General features: G+C 47.5%; 17 protein-coding genes and 1 tRNA gene. 14 read left to right on the top strand and 4 right to left on the bottom strand.

Annotation, left to right across the window (positions count from 1 at the left end; genetic code table 11):
* Window positions 1-7: 7 nt before the first annotated feature.
* The 3 genes from ACFSUB_RS11375 (at window position 8) to ACFSUB_RS11365 (ending at window position 2,597) form a co-directional block, all read left to right on the top strand.
* Window positions 8-763, top strand: coding sequence for a DeoR/GlpR family DNA-binding transcription regulator (locus tag ACFSUB_RS11375; RefSeq protein ID WP_380713645.1), 756 nt, complete (start codon window positions 8-10; stop codon window positions 761-763).
* 195 nt (window positions 764-958) lie between these two features.
* A tRNA-Arg gene (locus ACFSUB_RS11370) sits at window positions 959-1,033 on the top strand.
* Between the two features lie 124 nt (window positions 1,034-1,157).
* Window positions 1,158-2,597, top strand: a complete 1,440-nt coding sequence (locus ACFSUB_RS11365) for a phospholipase D family protein (RefSeq protein ID WP_380713375.1) — start codon at window positions 1,158-1,160, stop codon at window positions 2,595-2,597.
* 15 nt (window positions 2,598-2,612) lie between these two features.
* On the opposite strand, the gene ACFSUB_RS11360 is transcribed toward ACFSUB_RS11365, so the two are convergent.
* Window positions 2,613-3,437, bottom strand: coding sequence for an ABC transporter permease (locus ACFSUB_RS11360; RefSeq protein ID WP_380713374.1), 825 nt, complete (start codon window positions 3,435-3,437; stop codon window positions 2,613-2,615).
* A 14-nt stretch (window positions 3,438-3,451) separates the two neighbouring features.
* On the bottom strand, window positions 3,452-4,384 hold the full coding sequence (locus tag ACFSUB_RS11355; RefSeq protein ID WP_380713373.1) for an ATP-binding cassette domain-containing protein: 933 nt from the start codon (window positions 4,382-4,384) through the stop codon (window positions 3,452-3,454).
* Window positions 4,385-4,496: 112 nt separating this feature from the next.
* On the opposite strand from ACFSUB_RS11355, the gene ACFSUB_RS11350 reads away from it, so the two are divergent.
* From ACFSUB_RS11350 to ACFSUB_RS11340, 3 genes are read left to right on the top strand one after another with little or no spacing between them, the layout of a single operon-like run.
* On the top strand, window positions 4,497-4,952 hold the full coding sequence (locus ACFSUB_RS11350; protein WP_380713372.1) for a MarR family winged helix-turn-helix transcriptional regulator: 456 nt from the start codon (window positions 4,497-4,499) through the stop codon (window positions 4,950-4,952).
* A gap of 2 nt (window positions 4,953-4,954) precedes the next feature.
* Window positions 4,955-5,485 carry a macro domain-containing protein gene (locus ACFSUB_RS11345; RefSeq protein ID WP_380713371.1) on the top strand — a complete coding sequence of 177 codons (531 nt, stop codon included), beginning with the start codon at window positions 4,955-4,957 and terminating at the stop codon, window positions 5,483-5,485.
* A 28-nt stretch (window positions 5,486-5,513) separates the two neighbouring features.
* Entirely contained in the window at window positions 5,514-6,728 is a 1,215-nt protein-coding gene (locus ACFSUB_RS11340; protein ID WP_380713370.1) for a sn-glycerol-1-phosphate dehydrogenase, read from the top strand.
* A 216-nt stretch (window positions 6,729-6,944) separates the two neighbouring features.
* Here the strand turns inward: ACFSUB_RS11340 and ACFSUB_RS11335 are convergent, their stop codons facing one another.
* Window positions 6,945-8,054: a GntR family transcriptional regulator gene (locus ACFSUB_RS11335; RefSeq protein WP_380713369.1), complete on the bottom strand. Its 1,110-nt coding sequence runs from the start codon at window positions 8,052-8,054 to the stop codon at window positions 6,945-6,947.
* A 269-nt stretch (window positions 8,055-8,323) separates the two neighbouring features.
* Here ACFSUB_RS11335 and ACFSUB_RS11330 point away from each other — a divergent pair, with 269 nt between their 5' ends.
* From ACFSUB_RS11330 to araA (ACFSUB_RS11300), 7 genes are all read left to right on the top strand, one after another.
* Window positions 8,324-9,673, top strand: a complete 1,350-nt coding sequence (locus tag ACFSUB_RS11330) for an ABC transporter substrate-binding protein (RefSeq protein WP_380713368.1) — start codon at window positions 8,324-8,326, stop codon at window positions 9,671-9,673.
* A 79-nt stretch (window positions 9,674-9,752) separates the two neighbouring features.
* Window positions 9,753-10,688, top strand: coding sequence for a carbohydrate ABC transporter permease (locus ACFSUB_RS11325; protein WP_380713367.1), 936 nt, complete (start codon window positions 9,753-9,755; stop codon window positions 10,686-10,688).
* Between the two features lie 8 nt (window positions 10,689-10,696).
* Window positions 10,697-11,539: a carbohydrate ABC transporter permease gene (locus tag ACFSUB_RS11320; protein WP_380713366.1), complete on the top strand. Its 843-nt coding sequence runs from the start codon at window positions 10,697-10,699 to the stop codon at window positions 11,537-11,539.
* 25 nt (window positions 11,540-11,564) lie between these two features.
* Complete coding sequence (locus ACFSUB_RS11315; RefSeq protein ID WP_380713365.1) at window positions 11,565-12,209, top strand: YesL family protein; 645 nt, start codon at window positions 11,565-11,567, stop codon at window positions 12,207-12,209.
* A 22-nt stretch (window positions 12,210-12,231) separates the two neighbouring features.
* Complete coding sequence (locus ACFSUB_RS11310) at window positions 12,232-13,191, top strand: glycoside hydrolase family 43 protein (protein ID WP_380713364.1); 960 nt, start codon at window positions 12,232-12,234, stop codon at window positions 13,189-13,191.
* A gap of 78 nt (window positions 13,192-13,269) precedes the next feature.
* Window positions 13,270-14,787, top strand: a complete 1,518-nt coding sequence (gene arfA / locus ACFSUB_RS11305; RefSeq protein ID WP_380713363.1) for an arabinosylfuranosidase ArfA — start codon at window positions 13,270-13,272, stop codon at window positions 14,785-14,787.
* Window positions 14,788-14,812: 25 nt separating this feature from the next.
* The gene (araA, locus tag ACFSUB_RS11300; RefSeq protein WP_380713362.1) at window positions 14,813-16,312 is read left to right on the top strand and encodes an L-arabinose isomerase; all 1,500 of its coding nucleotides are present in this window, start codon (window positions 14,813-14,815) and stop codon (window positions 16,310-16,312) included.
* 380 nt (window positions 16,313-16,692) lie between these two features.
* On the opposite strand, the gene ACFSUB_RS11295 is transcribed toward araA (ACFSUB_RS11300), so the two are convergent.
* The gene (locus ACFSUB_RS11295) at window positions 16,693-18,066 is read right to left on the bottom strand and encodes a sugar porter family MFS transporter (RefSeq protein ID WP_380713361.1); all 1,374 of its coding nucleotides are present in this window, start codon (window positions 18,064-18,066) and stop codon (window positions 16,693-16,695) included.
* Window positions 18,067-18,312: 246 nt separating this feature from the next.
* Here ACFSUB_RS11295 and araA (ACFSUB_RS11290) point away from each other — a divergent pair, with 246 nt between their 5' ends.
* Complete coding sequence (araA, locus tag ACFSUB_RS11290) at window positions 18,313-19,806, top strand: L-arabinose isomerase (RefSeq protein ID WP_380713360.1); 1,494 nt, start codon at window positions 18,313-18,315, stop codon at window positions 19,804-19,806.
* Window positions 19,807-20,111 lie beyond the last annotated feature (305 nt).

Raw genomic sequence — 20,111 nt, 5'->3', positions numbered from 1 at the left:
GAAAAGAGTGTTAGTGGCAGAGAGGTATGAACGGATTCTTCAGACCGTGGATGAAAAAGGAAGCGTACGTGTCTCCGAACTGAGCGAACAGTTTGGCGTCACAGAAGAGACAATCCGCCGTGACCTGGATCATCTGGAAAAAGAAAAAAGGGTGAAACGGAGTCACGGCGGTGCAGTTTCCATCAAAAATGAGAAAACAGAAACGTCGTATTCCAAGCGGGAAATCACCAATGTCGAGGAGAAAAACGGGATTGCCCGGAAAGCGCTGGAGTTTGTGGAGGAAAACGACCGTATCATTCTCGATGCCAGCTCCACCGCCTGGTATATGGCCAAAGAACTGCCGGATATCCCCCTTACGGTGCTTACCAATTCGATGAAAGTATCGATGGAACTAAGTGAAAAGCAGCACATCCAGGTGATTTCAGCCGGCGGCATGCTGACCCCGCGCTCGCTCTCCTTTGTCGGGCCGCTGACGGAATCGTGCATCAATAAGTACCACGTGGATAAAGTGTTTCTTTCCTGCCAGGGCATTCATGCGGATAAAGGACTAAGTGACTCAAGCGAACTTCAGGCCCATGTGAAACAGAAGATGATTGAAGCGGGTGACGACGTCTATGTGCTCGCCGATCATACAAAGTTTAACGTGCAGTCTTTCAGTCGGATTGCTGACTGGGACTGTGTGGACTCCTTTATCACCGACAAACTGGAAGAGGAGGAAAGGCTGCTGTTGCAGGAAAAGAATTTGGCAGTATATATGCTTTAAGGCCGGCAGGCTTGCGGCTGCTATCTTTCCAGGCAGGCACCGTAGTGTCCGTATAAATCTTTACGTAAAAAAGGTACTCTAAACGAAACGTGCTGTTTTTATGTCTGCAGTATGTTTGCAATGGAGCAACAGCCTAAAAGGAACCAGTATTTACAACCTCCGCACCTACTGTTATAATGGGCTTTGTGACATTGAGCCCCAGTAGCTCAGGGGAAGAGCAACAGCCTCCTAAGCTGTAGGTCGCAGGTTCGATTCCTGCCTGGGGCGCCATTACAACATAATAACTGCAGCTGTGATAAAGCCGGGGGAATGAACTTTCTCCCGGCATTGTTTATTTATAAGGTGCTCCTGTAAGATGAAGAGGAAGTGCACGAATAGAAGGAAGGGGAAATGTATGTTAACCATCTTTGCCCGCCGTCCGGCAGTGACCGGAATGTTAATGATAATACTTACGGTGATGGTTATCTCCGTCTACCACGTGTATAAACCGATGCCGGAGCACACATCTGTGGAAGGAGACGTTCACCGCGCAGGCGATATTGAATTTCTGTATGACCTTACATATCAAAAAAATGGAGAACAGCAGCAGGAACAGGAGATTTTTGACCGTGTTTTTGACACCATTCAGGAGGCGGAAGATTTTATTGTAATGGATATGTTTCTGTTTAACGGCCAGTATGACCAGTCGATGGATTTCCCGGCTGTTTCAGAGAATCTGGCCGAAGTTTTGATACAAAAGAAACAGAACCATCCGGACATAAATATTGTCGTATTGACCGACCGGATTAACACCTTTTATGGTTCCTATAATACAGATATCTTCACGAATATGCAGGCGAATGATATTCCGGTCTTTTATACAAACATGAAGCAGCTCAGGGATTCGAACCCTGCTTACTCCGGGATGTACCGAACGTTTTTTCAGTGGTTTGGCACAGAAGGCACGGGCTGGCTGCCAAACGCCTTCAGTCCGGATGTTCCGGAGGTTACGCTCCGTTCCTACCTGGAACTGCTGAACTTCAAAGCCAACCACCGTAAAACAGTTATCACGGAAAACCGCGGCCTGGTAACGTCTGCAAATCCGCATGATGCAAGCGCTGATCACTCCAACATCGGCTTTGAAATGCAGGGGGCCGTTCTTGAGGATATGCTGGAAACAGAACAGGCCGTTGCAGAAATGGCCGGCGCGGATTCGTCTCTTTTTTCTTCCATGGAAATAGAGAATACTTCCGCCGGGGAAAGTCCGTATCAGCTTCAGCTGCTCACGGAAGGCAAGATTGAAAAACATATACTGAAAGAGATGAAGGAGACGGCGGCGGGAGACCGCATTACGGTAGGTGCGTTTTATCTTTCAGACCGCGATGTGATCACCGCTCTATTGAAAGCGGCGGACAGAGGGGTGGACGTCCGGCTCGTGCTTGATCCGAATAAAGACGCGTTCGGAAGAGAAAAGAACGGCATTCCCAACCGCCCGGCTGCTGCAGAACTGGTAGAGGATTCGGACGGGGCTGTGGAGGTGAAGTGGTACCGCACCAATGGAGAGCAGTTTCATACGAAGATGATATATGTAGAAAAAGAAACCGAAGACGTGGTGATTGGGGGATCGGCCAATTATACGAAACGAAATATCGGTAACTTCAATCTTGAAACCAATGTGAAAATAAGTGCGGATCCGGAATCACAGGTCATGGAAGAAACAGAAGCCTATTTCAACCGGCTGTGGAACAATGAGGAGGCGCGTTATACAGCCGATTATGAACGATATGCCGACTCATCCTCCTTCAAGTACTGGCTCTACCGCTTTCAGGAATGGAGTGGTCTTTCCAGCTTTTAAACGGCAGGACCACCATTACGCATTAGTCCGCCGGAAGCTCAGCGTTGCAAGCAGAACGAGGAGCGTGGTGAAACCAAGCATGAACAACACTTCTTCGGCAACCGTGATGCTGCGCCCGAACAAGGTGAGGTTCAGCCCCATCGCTTCCCGGATAGCCGGAGCCAGGGACTGGGTATCTATCATGACTTTTTTCATGATGTCCACCCCGTAGGTGACCGGGTTGATTTTCACCACGATATCCATCCATCCGGGCATATTGTTAACCGGGAACAGAGCGCCGGATAAAAACACCATCGGCATGACGAGAAGCTGGACAATAAGCTGAAACCCCTGGGTGGATTTCAGAAAGCTTGCGATGAGAAGGCCGACCGAAGACAGGGCACAGGCAAGCAGGAACATAAAGGGAATGACCTGAATCATCGAAGCGATTGGATAACTGATACCCAGAAACGGAATTAATAAAAACATCATAATCCCCTGGATACAGGCAACGGTGGAGGCACCCAGCATTTTTCCGACAGCGATACTCACTCTCGAGACCGGAGAAACAAGAATTTCTTTCATGTAACCGAAATCCCGGTCTTCAATGATAGATAAAGAGGAGAAGACAGATGTCATGAGCAGCGTCATCGCTACAATGCCCGGAAAGACAAATGTAATGTACTGAAAGTCTGTTCCTTCGGGTACCGTTTCGCTGATCAGGCCTTCCATCGTTCCACTCAACCCTCCTCCGAAGATGAGCAGAAATAAAATCGGCATGCTGAATGAACCGAACAGCCGCGCCCGGTCCCGCAGAAATTTAATTACATCGCGCTGCCATATGGCAAATATTCCTTCCATGATGTACCCCCGTTTCAGCTTTCGGAATGTTCGATGTCACGGCCGGTGAACGATAAAAAGACATCATTTAATGTCGGCTTGCGAATGTTTAAATGGGTGATGGGCACAGACAACTCTTTCATCATGCCGGAAATGATGCTGTCACTGTCGGCGGTTTTTATTTGAATGATACCGTCCTGCCGGGTGATTTCTCCTTCTTCGATATACTGCTCCAATTCAAGTGCAGCCTGGTCATTATCTTTTGCAGCCAGCTCGATGATGTCGCCGCCCACCTGTTTTTTCAGCTGGGCCGGGCTGTCGATCGTAATGATGTCCCCGTGGTCCATGATCGCAATCCGGTCACTGATTTCGGCCTCGTCCAGATAATGCGTTGTCAAGAACATGGTAATCCCTTCTTTTCGTTTTAAACGCAGAATGTATTCCCATATATGGGCGCGGGTCTGTGGATCAAGCCCGACGGTCGGTTCATCCAGAAAAAGAACTTTCGGGTAATGAAGCAGTCCGCGTGCGATTTCAAGTCTGCGCTTCATTCCTCCCGAATAGGTCTCGACTTTCTTGTTCCGGCTTTCGGTCAGATCGACAATCTGCAGGACTTCCTGAATCCGTTCTTCCCGTCTTTTCTTTGGTACACGGTAGAAACGGCAGTGCAGCATCAGATTTTCTCCGGCGGTCAGCTTCTCATCGAGCGTATTTTCCTGAAAGATAATGCCGATGCTTTCTCTTACTTTACTGCGTTGTACAGTGGCATCAAATCCGTTTATTGTAATGGTTCCGCTTGTCGGAGCAAGCATCGTGCAGATCATGTTGATGGTGGTGCTCTTTCCGGCTCCGTTTGGTCCAAGGAAGCCGAAGATTTCCCCTTGTCCGACATCAAACGAAACATTGTTCACTGCATGGGTATCTTTATAGTGTTTATTCAGCCGGTTGACTTCAATAATAGATTCCATGTCTTCCCCTGCCTTTTTTCGGATTACGCCGCTAAAGTAATTATGTTATTATAACTGTATTATCAATTGCAGGGAATTACTTGTCAAATTTTCAAATGAAGAAGGGATTATCATGAACAAGGAAGAAAAGCAGGAAGTAGCAAGAGATCTTCTGACCTTGTTTCCGATGATCAAAAGAAAATTGCTTCCGCCTGCCAAAACGAATCAGGGCAGCGAATTAAGCGTGACTGACTTTTTTATATTAAAGACATTGGAAGATTTCGGCGATTTAACATCAACGGAGATCGGAAAAAAATTACGTATCCAGAAATCCAATCTAACTCCTCTTGTACAGAAACTGGAGGAATCGGGATTTGTGATCCGTACACCCTCTTCTGTTGACCGGCGTGTGAAGTATATGAGCCTGACCGGCGAAGGCGCCCGCTGCCTGCAGCGAATCGCCTTGAAACTGGAGGAGGGGATGGAAAAAAGGCTCGAACATCTTCGGGAAGAGGATCTGATAAAACTGCAGGAATCTGTACTGCAGATGCATGATATTCTGGCGAAACTCGATCAAGAGGAGGAGTAAACATGCACGTACAACGTAATGGAATTGCGGTGGAATGTTTGCAGGGAGACATTGCCCGCCAGAAGGATATGGAGGCGGTTGTTAATGCAGCGAATGCGGAATTGATGATGGGCGGGGGAGTTGCCGGCGCGCTGCACCGCGCGGCAGGTCCTGAACTGGCGGAAGCAGGAGCGCCAATGGCTCCTATTCAGCCGGGAGAGGCCGTAACAACGGAAGCATTCAACCTGCCGAATGATTATGTCATTCATTGCCTCGGTCCGGTATATGGCAGGGACAGGCCCGAAGAAGAGCTGCTCCGTGCCTGTTACCAAAACGCACTCCACAAGGCGGAAGAGCATCACATTCAGAGCATTGCTTTTCCTTCCATTTCCACCGGCGCTTTCGGATATCCTGTGGCAGAAGCGGCGGCAGCGGCCATGGACGAAGTGACCGGTCAGGCCCCTTATTTGACGTCCATTCAAATGATCCGCTTTGTGTTATTCAGTAACGAAGATGCAACAGCATATGAAACAGCATTGGCCCAATCGGACTGAGTTTACCCCAGGGAAGGAGATCCAGACTATGCTGAAAAAAGAATTAAAAGAGCTTTCTGACCATTGTTATGAAGGGCAGCCCCTTCCTGTTCGGCATATGGAAGTGGAAACAGACAGTCTGCAGCATGTTTCCGGCTTTATACATGAAGAAGGGTTCCGGCATGTTGTCATGATAGAGGATACCAATACAAAACAGGCTGCCGGAGGTAAACTGGAAGAACTGCTTCAAGCCGGGGGACACCACCCCAAAGCTTTGCTTGCCCCTGAAAATGAGCACGGACAGGTGACAGCGGACGAACGAACCATCATGCAGATGTTTGTTCAGATTCCAGAACACACAGATTGCCTGCTGGCGGTGGGTTCCGGGACCATTCATGACATCACCAGGTTTGTAAGCGCTAAAATGAGGATTCCATTTATTTCGGTTCCGACCGCTGCCTCTGTAGATGGATTTACGTCCAAAGGAGCTCCTCTTATCCTCGGTGGAGTGAAGCAGACCGTTCAGGCGGCAGCTCCCCTGGCGGTGTTTGCTGATGTGAACGTACTTCGTGAGGCCCCGCAGGAAATGGCGGCGGCAGGATTTGGTGACATGGCGGCGAAGTCGACATCTGTGTTTGACTGGGAGATTTCCCGGCTCATTGCAGAAGAAACCTATAATGAGTGGGCGAGCCGTGCGATGGAGAGTGCGTGGTCAACATGCAGGAATGAGGCGGAACGTATTGCACAGCGGGATGAAGAGGGACTCAGAATTTTAATGGAGAGTCTGCTGCTTTCGGGACTGGTCATGATGACCCTGGATCATTCCCGGCCGGCTTCAGGGGCTGAGCATCATCTCTCTCATTACTGGGAACTGATTTTTTTGAAAGAGGGAAGAAAGCAGAAGCTGCACGGTGCCAAAGTCGGCGTTGCCACGTCTGTGATTTCTGATTTGTACAAAGGTTATTTTACCAACCCGGAAGAGCTGCCGGTGGAAGAACCGGTGTATAAAAGAAGACTGGAAGAGCATGCTGAAACTATCAAACACTGGATCGATCATATGCCGTCTTCCAGGGAAATAAGAGAACTTCTCAGAAAAGTGGGCGGCCCGGCGTTTCCTGAAGAACTGGGCATTCATCATGAACTGGTGCAGGAAAGTCTTGAACAGGCTCATCATTTACGGGAACACCGCCATACCGGACTGAAACTGCTGCATATGTCCGGGCGGGGTGTCCCGGCGTATCCTTTCACGAAGCAGAAGACATAAAAAGTATCTTCGTGCGGGGATAAGTTGTGGCTGAGGGTTTCCACCGGCGTCCACTACTATCTGGTTTCAGTGCTGTAGTGTCCGTACGCTGCTGACTGTTGGACACTAATTCCTTGTTCCGGTTAATGACCGGGCGGAGCCGGGGCGGCGGCTGTATATCTTTCCGTAAAAAACGGGGCTTTGGGTCGTTTTCCCAAAGCCCCGTTTTTTATGGATTTATGTCGCAATGGAGCCGGCCCCGGTGGAAGGAGCTGCTGTGGAGTTGCGAAGCACGAGTTCCGGTTCATAGACAATAGATTCTGCCTTGTCTTCGGACGTTCCCTCTATTCTGTCGACAATTAAGGCGGCAGCATCTTCTCCCATTTTTGTTTTGGGATGTTTGATGGAGGCAAATTTGATTTCCGTTGTTTCGGTCAGGGAGGAATCGTCAAAGCCGATAATGGAAATGTCGTTTGGAACAGAGAGTTTTTCCTCTCGAATAACATCCAGCACCTGAATAACAAGCTCATCGTTGTAGCAGACAATAGCGGTGGGGCGCTGTGATTCCTCTTTCACCAGCTGCTTGATTTTTTCCATTGGCTTCCAGAACTTTTCCGCTGTGGAATATGTGATAATCTGGTTTGGATCAACAGGCGTTCCTGCTTCCCGGTGTGCTTTCAGAAAACCTTTCATCCGGCGCGTCCCCTGAATGTCGTCATTTTTGAAAATTCCGGCAATCTTTTCATGACCGAGGTCGAGCAGGTGGCTTGTCTGCATATAGCCGCCTTTTTCATCGTTCATGACAAGGTGGAACGGCTCCAGTTCTTCATAAAAGGCGTTAATCATAACGAAAGGAATCTGTTGGTTTTCGAGATTCAAATAATAATTAATGTTCGGGTTGGTAAAGGCACTGCGGGTCGGTTCTACAATAATACCTTCTACACGCTGGCTTAAAATATTCTCAAGTGCAGATTTTTCTTTTTCCAGGTCGTTATTTGTATTAAATAAAATAACATTGTAAGAGGCATCACTTAAATAACTTTCCGCCCCGCGTATAATATGGGGGAAAATATAATCGGACATGTATGTCGTGATGATGGCGATACTTTTTCTGGCCGGCTGCTGTAGAAACCGGGAGCGGTCGGCGCAGAATGTTCCGACTCCGTGTTCCCTGTACAACCAGCCTTCGCTCACGAGTTCGCCGATCGCCTGGCGGATGGTATGGCGGCTGACGTCAAAGTAGTTCACCAGCTCATACTCGGAGTGTATTTTCTGATGGGGCTGGTACGATCCGTCGAGGACCTTTGATTTAATAAACTGTTTTACGTTTTTGTATTTAGGAGTCATAGTACACCTCACTGCAAGACTTTCTTCATTTTACTATACTACACTTGAACGTACAACTTTATCTCCTAAAAACATGATGTACTGCTTTGCTATTATTCATACTCATGGGCGAATTTTAAAAAAATTTAAAGAAAGCGATTGCAAAAAATGATGATATATGGTTCAATAGTAACTAGCTTATACGTACAAGTTAATGAAAATATTTCATTGCTCCCTCGTTGTATGAACAGGGAGCGCTTATGAAATCAAAATCAGGGAGGGGAACAATATTGAAAAAATCATTAAGTTTGCTGCTGATTCCGGGACTATTTCTTTCCGCCTGCGGGGGAAGCGGGGGAAGTGATGGAAGTGAAGGAGCCGGTGGAAGCGAAGCTGAAGACACGGCCGTTATTGGATCGGACAGTGAAGAAGCTACAGAACTGACATTCTGGACATTCAATGAACAGCATATCGGTGTCTATGAGCCGGCCGTAGAGCGTTGGAACGAGGATAACCCCGACCGTCAGATTCAGTTGACGGCCGAAGTGTTTCCGCTTGAACAGATGAACAACAACTTAAGACTTGCGCTGCAGTCCGGGGAAGGGGCGCCGGATATTGCCGATATTGAAGTTAGTCATTTTGGAAGCTTTTTGGAAGGGGACGTTCAGTTCGAATCCATGAACGACCAGGTTGAACCTGTTCTTGAAGACATGGTGGAAGGAAGACTTGATCTATATTCCAAAGACGATAATTATTATGGTCTGCCATATCACGTAGGTGCCACAGTGATGTATTACAATGAGGAAATCATGGATGAAGCAGGCGTCGATATTGATTCCATTGAGACGTGGGATGACTATGTTGAAGCAGGCAAACAGGTGACCGAAAACACGGATGCGATGATGACTACGGTGGAAACGACAGACCAGTTTACGTTCTGGCCGCTCATCGCTCAGCAGGAATCCGACTATTTCAATGAAGATGGAGAAGTCATACTTGATAATGAAACCAACGTGGAATCCCTTCAGTTTATGAGTGACATGGTCCATGAACATGAAATTGCAGAAGTTGCTCCAGGCGGTGACCACCATGAAGAACAGTACTACGGTTACATGAATGACGGCGGTGCTGCTTCAGTGATGATGCCGATGTGGTACATGGGCCGGTTTATTGACTATATGGAAGACCTTGAAGGAAAAATGCAGATTCGTCCGCTCCCAAGATGGGAAGAAGACGGGAACCGCACTTCCGGAATGGGTGGTACCGGCACAGTGGTAACAAACCAGACAGAAAACCCTGAACTGGCTAAAGAGTTTCTGGCAGAAGCGAAGTTGACCGAAGAAGGTAACATTGATCTCTGGACAGAGCTTGGTTTTGATCCTCCGATGTATTCCGTTTGGGATAGTGAAGCAATGGGTGAAAGTAACAAGTATTATGAATACTTCCACGACGATATTTTTGACATGCTGCTTGAATTGAACGACGAAGTGGAAGGATTGAACATTACATCTGAAACGTCCGATGTAACAAACGAGATTAACACCAATGTGCTGAATAGTGCTGTCCGTCAGCAGAGCAGTACGCCGCAGGAGGCACTCGAACAGGCCGCAGAATCCGTGCGGAGCGGAATGAGCGAGTAATAAATACCTGTCTTTGAAAAAAGGGGGAGGGTGCTCTGCCTCCCTCTCCATTTCATAAACGTTGAAAGGAGGTACTGACTTGGAGCCATCAACTTCCACTTCAGTAAATAAAGTAAAAACGAAACAATCGTCGAGACTGTCCAGGTTTCTTACTTCACGAAAAGCAGCTCCATACGTTTTTGTGACTCCTTTTATTGTGTCGTTTTTACTGTTGTTTTTGTACCCCATGATTCAGGCAATCATTATGAGCTTCCAGCAGGTGCTGCCGGGACAGGTAGAGTTTATCGGCCTGCGGAACTATGAACGGCTGCTTAACCCGGAGTTTTACCGGGCTTTGCTTAATACGAGCATCTACGTGGTGTTCACTGTATTGATACTCGTTGCTCTGCCTGTTATTTTAGCTGTCTTTTTAAATAGTAAATTATTAAAATTCCGAAACTTCTTCCGTGCCTCTTTGTTTGTACCTGCACTAACTTCCGTTATCGTGGCCGGTGTTATTTTCCGGATGATGTTCGGAGAGTCTGAAACCGCTGTTATTAACGAGATTATTGGATTTTTTGGGATATCACCGGTGGAATGGAGATACGGTTCTGTTTCCGGAATGTTTTTGATGGTCATGCTTGCTGCATGGCGGTGGATCGGCGTCAATATTCTTTATTTTCTCGCCGGACTGCAGAATGTATCCGAAGAACTTTATGAAGCGGCGGATATCGACGGAGCCAATGCTTTTCAGAAATTTTTCTCCGTTACACTGCCATCCTTAAAGCCGGTCATCATTTTTGTATCCACGATTACAATCATTAATGGTTTCCGGATGTTTGAAGAAAGTTTCGTTTTCTGGCAGAACAATTCTCCCGGTAATATTGGATTGACTGTGGTCGGGTACATATACCAGGAAGGAATATCCCAGAATGATATGGGATTTGGTGCCGCGATCGGGGTCGTACTGATGATTATCATCTTTATTGTCAGTATCATCCAGCTTAAATTTGTCGGAGCCTTTAAGGAGGATTGAAGCAGAAGATGACTACGAAAAAGAAAAAATGGATATCCATTGCCGTTACATTTGTATTTGCTGTTATTACGCTAACCGCCTTGTTTCCTATTATCTCTCTGGTCGTTGCATCGCTGCGTCCGGCGTCGGGATTGATGAGGGAAGGATTGTCTCTTTTATTCGATCCAGCTGAATTAACATTCAGCAACTATTTCTCCATTTTCTCAGAAAGCGGGCAGCAGTATTGGCGCTGGTACCTCAACAGTCTTTTGATCAGTGGGATGTTGATTGTTTTGTCCCTGTTCTTTTCGTCCATGGTAGGTTATGCGCTTGCGATGTATCAGTTTAAAGGAAGAAATGTATTGTTTGTGCTCGTTCTTTTCATACTGATGATACCATTTGAGATTTTAATGCTGCCGTTGTATCAGCTGATGATTGATCTCAATCTTATTAATTCCTACTTTGCCGTTATGCTGCCATTGATTGTGGCTCCTATCGCTGTCTTCTTTTTCAGGCAGTATTGTCTGGGACTGCCGAAAGAATTAATGGAATCGGCAAGGATAGACGGGTGCACGGAATACGGAATATTCTTTCGTATCATGGCACCGCTAATGGGACCGTCTTTTGCAGCGATGGCTATCCTGCAGGGACTGACCAGCTGGAACAACTTTTTGTGGCCGCTTCTCGTTCTTCGTTCAAGTGACATGTTTACGCTGCCAATCGGTCTGTCTACCTTAATGACACCTTACGGAAATAACTACGAATTGCTGTTTTCCGGTTCGGTGCTGACGATTATTCCGATTATCATTCTATTTTTGTTCTTTCAGAAATTCTTCATATCCGGCCTTACCGTCGGTGGAGTGAAAGGATAATACGTCATGAAAGAGGGGAAAATGCATGCTTGAGAAAACGGTCACAAGTCTGGATGGGGCTTTCCAATGGCTGTCACGTCTGGCTCTTTTGAATATGCTCTGGCTTCTCACCAGTCTGGCAGGACTGGTGGCTGCGGGGCTGTTTCCGGCAACCTCTGCCATGCTTGCTGTTACAAGAAAATGGCTGATGGAAGGAACGGAATTTCCCACAATAAAAACGTACTTCCGCCAGGTGAAGCAGGATTTCTGGAAAGCCAATCTTATCGGGTGGATTCTCACAGCGGCGGCAGGACTGCTTTATTTTAACTTTGAAATTCTTCTCCAGTGGAACGCTGAATTTTCCATAATTGTAACGGCGGCGTTTTATTTTATTGTTTTTTTGTTTCTTCTCGTCTGTGTAAACATTTTCCCACTATTCGTGCATTACGAAGCCGGTATTAAAACCTTGTTCAAAAATGCATTTATTATAGGTCTGGCCCGACTTCCGATGACATTGGCCATCCTGGTTATTCTCAGCGGTATGGTATATTTCAGTGTTGTCCTGCCTGCGGGTTTTCTATTCTTTTCAGGCAGTCTTGTCAGTTACACTGTCATGAAACTGATGTTGTGGTCTCTGAAGAAAATAGACGTTGGTATTTCAGAAACAGAACAGGTGGAATATTCGGGATAAATCTGAAGAAAGAGGTGCCTTTATGAAAAATAAAAGGGTAAAAGGTACAGTCCTGTCACTTGGCGCGCTGATTATTGGTTTGGGTGCATATCAAATGGATGCCGATGCTTCTCACTGGAATGTGGAAGAAGATACGATTGCACATGATCCGACATTGATCAGGGAGAATGGAACCTGGTACACCTTCTACACCGGCGAGGGGCTGCAGTTGACTGCCTCCGGGAACGGAATGAATTGGAACCTGCAGGATCCGGTCTTTGATGAGCCGCTGGACTGGTGGGACAATTACGCGCCGGAACAGGATTACAATGATATCTGGGCTCCTGATATCAGCAGATATAATGGTAAGTACTGGCTCTATTACTCCGTGTCGAGTTTCGGCTCAAATGATTCCGCAATCGGTCTTGTTTCCTCGGATTCCATTCAAAATGGGAACTGGACAGATGAAGGAGTGGTGGTTCATTCGTCGGAAGGTGATAACTTCAACGCGATTGATCCTAATATGACAGTAGACGAAAATGGAGATCCCTGGCTTGCATATGGTTCCTACTGGAGCGGTCTCAAGCTAACACGGTTGAATGAAAACACGATGAAGCCGGAAGGGGAAGTGCATTCCATCGCCCAGCGTGAAGTAAATGACAGATCTATTGAAAATCCAATGATCACGTACAGGGACGGTTCTTATTATCTTTTTGCCTCTATTGATTACTGCTGCCAAGGAGCAGACAGCACCTACAAGATTGTCGTTGGACGGTCGGATTCTATTACCGGCCCCTATGTTGATAGAACCGGCATCCCTATGATGGAGGGAGGCGGAACGCTTATCGACAGCGGTAATGAAAAGTGGGCCGGTCCCGGCGGGCAGTTTGTTTATCAAAACCGCATCATAGCCCGGCACGCTTACGATACGGAAGATGATGGCGATCCGAAACTGTTAATCAGCGACCTTCAATGGGATGAAGAAGGCTGGCCTTATTATTAACAACAGCTTGTGCGTATAAGTAATAGCTGCCTGGTATTCCGGCGGTTTTAAAAAATATTGGTAGAAAGAGGCGGTAACATGGCACAGCAGCTGACCAATGCAAAAATGGTTGTAGATAAGGATTTTAAAGTATCGGAAATTGACCCGAGAATTTATGGTTCCTTCATTGAACATTTAGGGCGAGCAGTGTACGGCGGTATTTATGAACCAGGCCATCCGGAATCTGATGACAGCGGTTTCCGAAAGGATGTACTGGAATTGGTGAAAGAACTGCAGGTTCCCATTGTACGCTATCCCGGCGGCAATATGGTTTCGGCTTATAATTGGGAAGACGGGGTCGGGCCCAAAGACGAACGTCCAAACCGCCTCGAACTGGCCTGGCGTTCCATTGAAAACAACCAGGTCGGTACCAATGAATTTATGGACTGGGCAGGGAAGGCCGGTACGGATGTGATGATGGCGGTGAACCTCGGGACACGCGGAATTGATGCTGCAAGAAATCTCCTGGAGTACACCAATTACCCGGGAGGAACGTATTACAGCGACCTGCGCCGCAAACATGGCTACGAAGAGCCCCACAACATTAAGACATGGTGCCTCGGCAATGAAATGGACGGTCCATGGCAGCTTGGCGGGAAAACAGCGGAAGAATACGGCCGCCTTGCCTATGAAACAGCGAAAGCCATGAAACTGGTTGACCCGGAGATAGAACTGGTAAGCTGCGGCAGTTCCAGTTCCGACATGCCGACGTTCCCGCAATGGGAAGCAACAACCCTTGAACATACGTATGAATACGCAGATTATGTCTCCCTGCATCAATATTATACAAATTATGAAAACGACACGGCCAATTTCCTTGCACAATCCCTTGAAATGGACCGTTTCATCAGTACTGTCGTTTCCACCTGCGATTATATCAAGGCGAAAAAACGGAGCAGAAAGACAATAAATCTCAGTTTTGATGAGTGGAATGTCTGGTTCCACTCCACCCAGACGGATCAGCAGAATGAGCCATGGCAGATAGCTCCACCGCTGCTCGAAGATGTGTATACATTTGAAGATGCGGTGCTCGTTGGAAGTCTGCTGCATACCCTGCTTAAACATTCCGACCGGGTAAAGATGGCCTGCATGGCGCAGCTTGTGAACGTCATTGCTCCAATCATGACGGATAATGCGGGACAGGTATGGAAACAGACAATTTTCTACCCTTATTATTACACATCGGTTTACGGCCGCGGCATTGCCCTGAATCCGGTTGTCCACTCTCCGAAATACGACAGTAAAGACTTCACCGATGTTCCGTATCTGGATACATCTGTTGTCTATAACGAAGAAAAAGAAGAGCTGGTTGTCTTTGCTACAAACCGCCATTTGGAAAACACGTTGAAAGTGGATTGTGATATCCGCTCGTTTGAAGGATTCGGGGTAACAGAACATGTGGTGCTCGAACATGACGATCCAAAGGCCGTGAACACAGTAGGTGAAGAACAGGTCAAACCGCATCATAACGGAAAATCCTTTATGGAAGACGGGCATCTTCAGGGCATACTGCCGAAAATGTCATGGAATATGATCCGGCTTCATAAACAGAAATAAAAAACAATAGAGGAGGGATGAATGAATGATCAAACCTAAAACTTATGAAATCTGGTTTGTCACAGGAAGTCAGCATTTATACGGTCCGGAGACCCTTGAAGCAGTAAAGGCTGATTCGGAAGATATCGTCGAGGGTCTGAAAAAAGAGGAAGCAATCACAACACCAATCCGCTTCAAACAGGTGGTCACCACCTCCGATGAAATTCTGGCACTTATGCGCCAGGCAAACAGTGATGACAGCTGCGCCGGTATCATCACGTGGATGCATACGTTTTCCCCGGCAAAGATCTGGATCGCAGGTTTGAAAGCGCTGCAGAAGCCGCTCCTGCATCTTCATACGCAGTATAATGCCGAGATTCCGTGGAATGAGATTGATATGGATTTCATGAACTTGCACCAGTCCGCCCACGGCGACCGCGAATTCGGCTTCATGACCGCACGTCTGGATATCCCGCGGAAGGTTATCGCCGGCCACTGGCAGCAGCCTCACGTGCAAAAGCGGATCGGGCGCTGGGCCAAAGCAGCGGTCACAGCTTCGGAAGGACGCAGCATCAAAGTGGCACGTTTTGGAGACAACATGCGCAACGTTGCTGTAACAGAGGGAGATAAGGTCGAAGCCGAATCTGTGTTTGGATGGATCGTGCAGGCTCACGGTATAGGAGACTTAGTCGATTATATAGATCACGTGAAAGAAGAACAAGTAGACGATGTCCTGACCGAGTACAAAGAGCGGTACCATATACCGGAAGACATCCTGAATAATCAGGAGAAGTGGGAGGCAGTAAGGGAACAGGCCCGTATTGAAGCCGGTATCGAAACGTTTCTTGATGACGGCGGCTATACGGCGTTTACGACGAATTTTGAAGACCTGCACGGGATGAAACAGCTTCCGGGGCTTGCCGTACAGCGCTTAATGGAGAAAGGATACGGGTTCGGCGGGGAAGGCGACTGGAAAACAGCTGCGCTCGTCCGTGCCATGAAGGTAATGGCAGAAGGAAAGGAAACCACCTTCATGGAAGACTACACGTATCATTTGGAAGAAGGAAGAGAACGGATTTTAGGGTCTCATATGCTGGAAGTCTGCCCGACCATCCAGGATCCGGGAAGCAAAGCAGAGATTCAGGTTTATCCGCTTTCGATGGGGGACAGGGAAGATCCTTCCCGCCTTGTCTTTGACAGCCGTGCCGGGCGTGCGGTCAATGCATGCATCATTGACCTTGGCGACCGGTTCCGCCTTGTTCTAAATGAAGTGGAAGCAGAAGAAATCAACGAAGACATGCCGCACTTACCGGTAGCCCGGGTGCTCTGGGAACCAAAACCGAATCTGCAGGATGCAGCCGAATCGTGGATCCTCGCCGGAGGCGCCCATCACACCTGTCTTTCCTACGAACTGACGAGTGAAGACCTGCAGGACTGGGCGGAGATAAACGGTATCGAGTGCATTGTTATTGATGAAACATCTAAACCGAGAGAGATCCAAAAAGAAATCCGTCAGAACGAATTCTACTGGAGCGGAAGAAAATAAACAGACATAAAAGAGGGGGCGTGCCAAAAGGTACACCCCCTCTTTTATGAAAGAGAATGCAGCTTAGACATGACGGGGAGGTCAGGCGGCGTTAAATGATGCTGCGTCCGCCTGCAGCGCGCAGCCGGATAGTGTATTAGCGGGGCGGCGGTGCTTGAGGTTTCTGTTTCTGCGGACGTGGATACTGCCACTGCAAAATAAAGACGTAGCGTCCACGGATTACCGTCTCGTGGACACTACGCTGCTGGAATCAGGAATTAGTGGGTGCCTGGGGAAATCAATGGACACTAACTGCCGGAGCAGGAACCTTAGTGTCCACGGAGCCGCTCCGGCCTGGAACAACCATAGCTTTTTAATGTAAAGCTCCTTTGTTATTTAAATTAATAACTGATATAACGCTTTTCCGGTTTCCAGATGGTTTCGATTTCTTCGAGCGATTTGTTTTTCGTTTCCGGAACGATGGTCATGACGAAGATATAACAGATGGCACAGATAACAGCAAACATCCAGAATGTAAAGGCTCCGCCTACGTTGTTAATAAGCATTGGAGTGAACTGCCCGATACTGAAGTTTGCTCCCCATAAAAACATAGTGGAGATACCTACTGCTTTAGCACGTAGATAGTTCGGGAATATTTCCGGAATCATAATCCAAGGAATGGGCCCCATGGAAATACAGAAGGCAGCCGTGAATCCCATAATAGAAAGGAGCCCCCAGATTCCCTGAATTTCGAAGTAGAACACAATGCCGATGAGAACCATGAAAATCGCCATAAGGCTGGAGCCGACAGCCATCAACTTTTTCCGTCCGGCTTTATCAATCAAAAAGATTGCGACGACGGTGAAGATAACCTGAACGGTTCCTATTAAACTGGTAGCGAGAAATTCAGTATTATTTTCAAATCCCATCATGTTGAAAATAGTAGGACCGTAGTATGTGACCGCATTCATCCCAATCACTTGATTAAACAGAGCCAAAAAGATACCCAGAAGCATCGCCTTACGAAGCCCCGGCTTTAACAGTTCTCTTATGGAGGTGCTGGTTTCCATGTCGATCGAAGCCTGTATCGAGTTCAGTTCCTTTTGAGCCGTGTCCTGTCCATTGATACGCTGTAATGTTTGAAGCGCCTCGCTTGTCCTGTCGTTTTTAACCAGGAAACGCGGGCTTTCCGGTATGAAAATAAGAATAAGAAAGAATAGAACACCTGGTATCACACCATAGCCAAGCATCCATCTCCACCCAGTCTCCAGTCCCCACTGATAGCTTCCAGCGTTTGCTACAGCAAGGTTAATATAAAAGGTGGCGGAAATGCCGATAATGGTAAATAACTGATACATCGACCCCAATCTTCCCCGAATATGAGGAGGGGCACATTCAGCGATGTATGTGACAGAAAGTGCAGAAGCAAAACCGATTCCAAGTCCGCCAAGAAATCTCGCAAGTATAAGAGAAAGAACACTGCCGGCCAGTGCAGACCATAAAGCAGAAATGGCGAAAATAATACCTGAGACCATTAATATTTTCTTCCTGCCTAAACGATCACTCAAAAAGCCGGAAATACCTACACCAATCACCCCGCCTACCATGACACTGGAGATGATTATACCTTCCATGGCAGGGGTTAAGTCATACAAATCCTGTAGAAATGTAATAGCGCCGGATATGACAGCGGTATCAAATCCATATAAAAAACCGGCCATTCCAGCTGCGCAGGCAATTAAAATAATATACCACACGGATTGCTCGCTTTTCATGTTGACACACTCCTTTTTTTGTAAATGTAAGCGATAACTACAAGGTATTACATGTACGTACTAGTGTCAATGGATGAAAAGAATATCGTTCTTTTTACATACAAGGATAAGGCAGATGAGTGTCTTTTATTACTAATAAAGCATGATAAATTTTATTGTGAAAGAGAAAAGAAACATTAACAAGTAACGATATAGATGATATTATCTTATACGTACAAGTTATTAGGTGAGAGGAGAAAAAGACGAATGATAAAAACAAAAAAGAATGAAATTTGGTTTATCACCGGAAGTCAGCACCTATACGGTCCAGAAACCCTTGAAGCAGTTAAAGCACACTCAGAAGATATCGTAGAGGGACTGCAGAAAGGAGAGGCAATCACAACACCGATCCGCTTTAAGCAGGTGGTGACCACTTCCGATGAAATTCTGACACTCATCCGCCAGGCAAACAGTGATGACAGCTGCGCCGGCATCATCACGTGGATGCACACGTTCTCGCCTGCAAAGATCTGGATTGCAGGTTTGAAAGTGCTGCAGAAGCCGCTCCTGCATCTTCATACGCAGTATAATGCCGAGATTCCATGGAATGAGATTGATATGGATTTCATGAACCTGAATCAGGCCGCCCACGGTGACCGCGAATTCGGCTTCATGACCGCGCGTCTGGATATCCCGCGGAAAGTTGTCGCCGGCCACTGGCAGCAGCCTCACGTGCAAAAGCGGATCGGGCGCTGGGCCAAAGCGGCGGTTACAGCTTCTGAAGGCCGCAATATCAAGGTGGCTCGTTTTGGAGATAATATGCGCAACGTTGCCGTAACAGAAGGTGACAAAGTGGAAGCTGAAGCTGTGTTCGGCTGGGTTGTGCAGGCTCATGGCATTGGCGATCTGGTGGAGTATGTAAACAAGGTGGCCGATGAGGAAATTGATCAAATTGTAAGTGAATATGAAGAATCCTATACAATACCGGAAGAGACGAAAAATAATGAAGAGACATGGCAGGCTGTCCGCGAACAGGCCCGTATTGAAGCCGGCATGGAAGCTTTTCTTGAGGACGGCGGCTATACGGCGTTTACGACGAACTTTGAAGACCTGCACGGCATGAAACAGCTCCCTGGTCTTGCCGTACAGCGCCTGATGGAGAAAGGATACGGCTTCGGCGCAGAAGGCGACTGGAAAACTGCAGCGCTCGTGCGTGCCATGAAAATGATGACAAACGGCAGCAATACAGCGTTTATGGAAGATTACACCTACCATCTACAGGACGGAAAAGAACGAATTCTGGGGTCGCATATGCTTGAAGTATGTCCGAGCATTAAAAAAGAAGACGAAAAACCGGAAATTCAGGTTCACCCATTACCGATGGGAGGAAAAGAAGACCCGGCACGGCTTGTATTTAACAGTAAAGCAGGCAGCGCGGTGAACGCATGTCTCATTGATCTGGGAGATCGTTTCCGCTTGATTCTGAATGAGGTGGAAGCAGTGGAAATAGAAGAAGACATGCCACACCTCCCGGTAGCCGGAGTACTGTGGAGACCAGAGCCGAATCTGGAGGATGCAGCCGAATCGTGGATTCTCGCCGGAGGCGCGCACCACACTTGTCTTTCCTATGACCTCACCAGTGAAGACCTGCAGGACTGGGCAGAGATAAACGGTATCGAATGTATCATCATAGATGAAACATCCAAACCAAGAGAAATACAAAAAGAGATCCGCCAGAATGAAGCGTACTGGTCTAAATAAAAAAAGTCATATGGTCTCTTCCAAAGAGGCCGGGACAAAACTTCTATAAGATAGAAAAATACCGAACGATTTTTTAAAATCGTTCGGTATTTTTCGTTGCTGAGACAAACCGCTGCGCCAACATGCTTCGCTTTTACTGTAGAGCACAAGGGAGGCATCGATTCGCCGGGCTCATCGTGTCTTCTTTGCCCCGGGTACGGCCTGCCTCCGCCATTCCTCCGGGTCAGCTGCTTGTCGAAACCGATGCACCCCGGCCGTTCCCGGGCCCGTTTGCCGGAATCGAAGCCACACCTGCGCTGCTCCGC

The sequence above is a fragment of the Salibacterium lacus genome, from assembly GCF_042684865.1.
In the GTDB taxonomy this organism is placed as follows: Bacteria; Bacillota; Bacilli; order Bacillales; family Marinococcaceae; genus Salibacterium; species Salibacterium lacus.
Note: the sequence above shows the minus strand (reverse complement) of the source record. Positions and strands in the feature narration are given on the sequence as shown.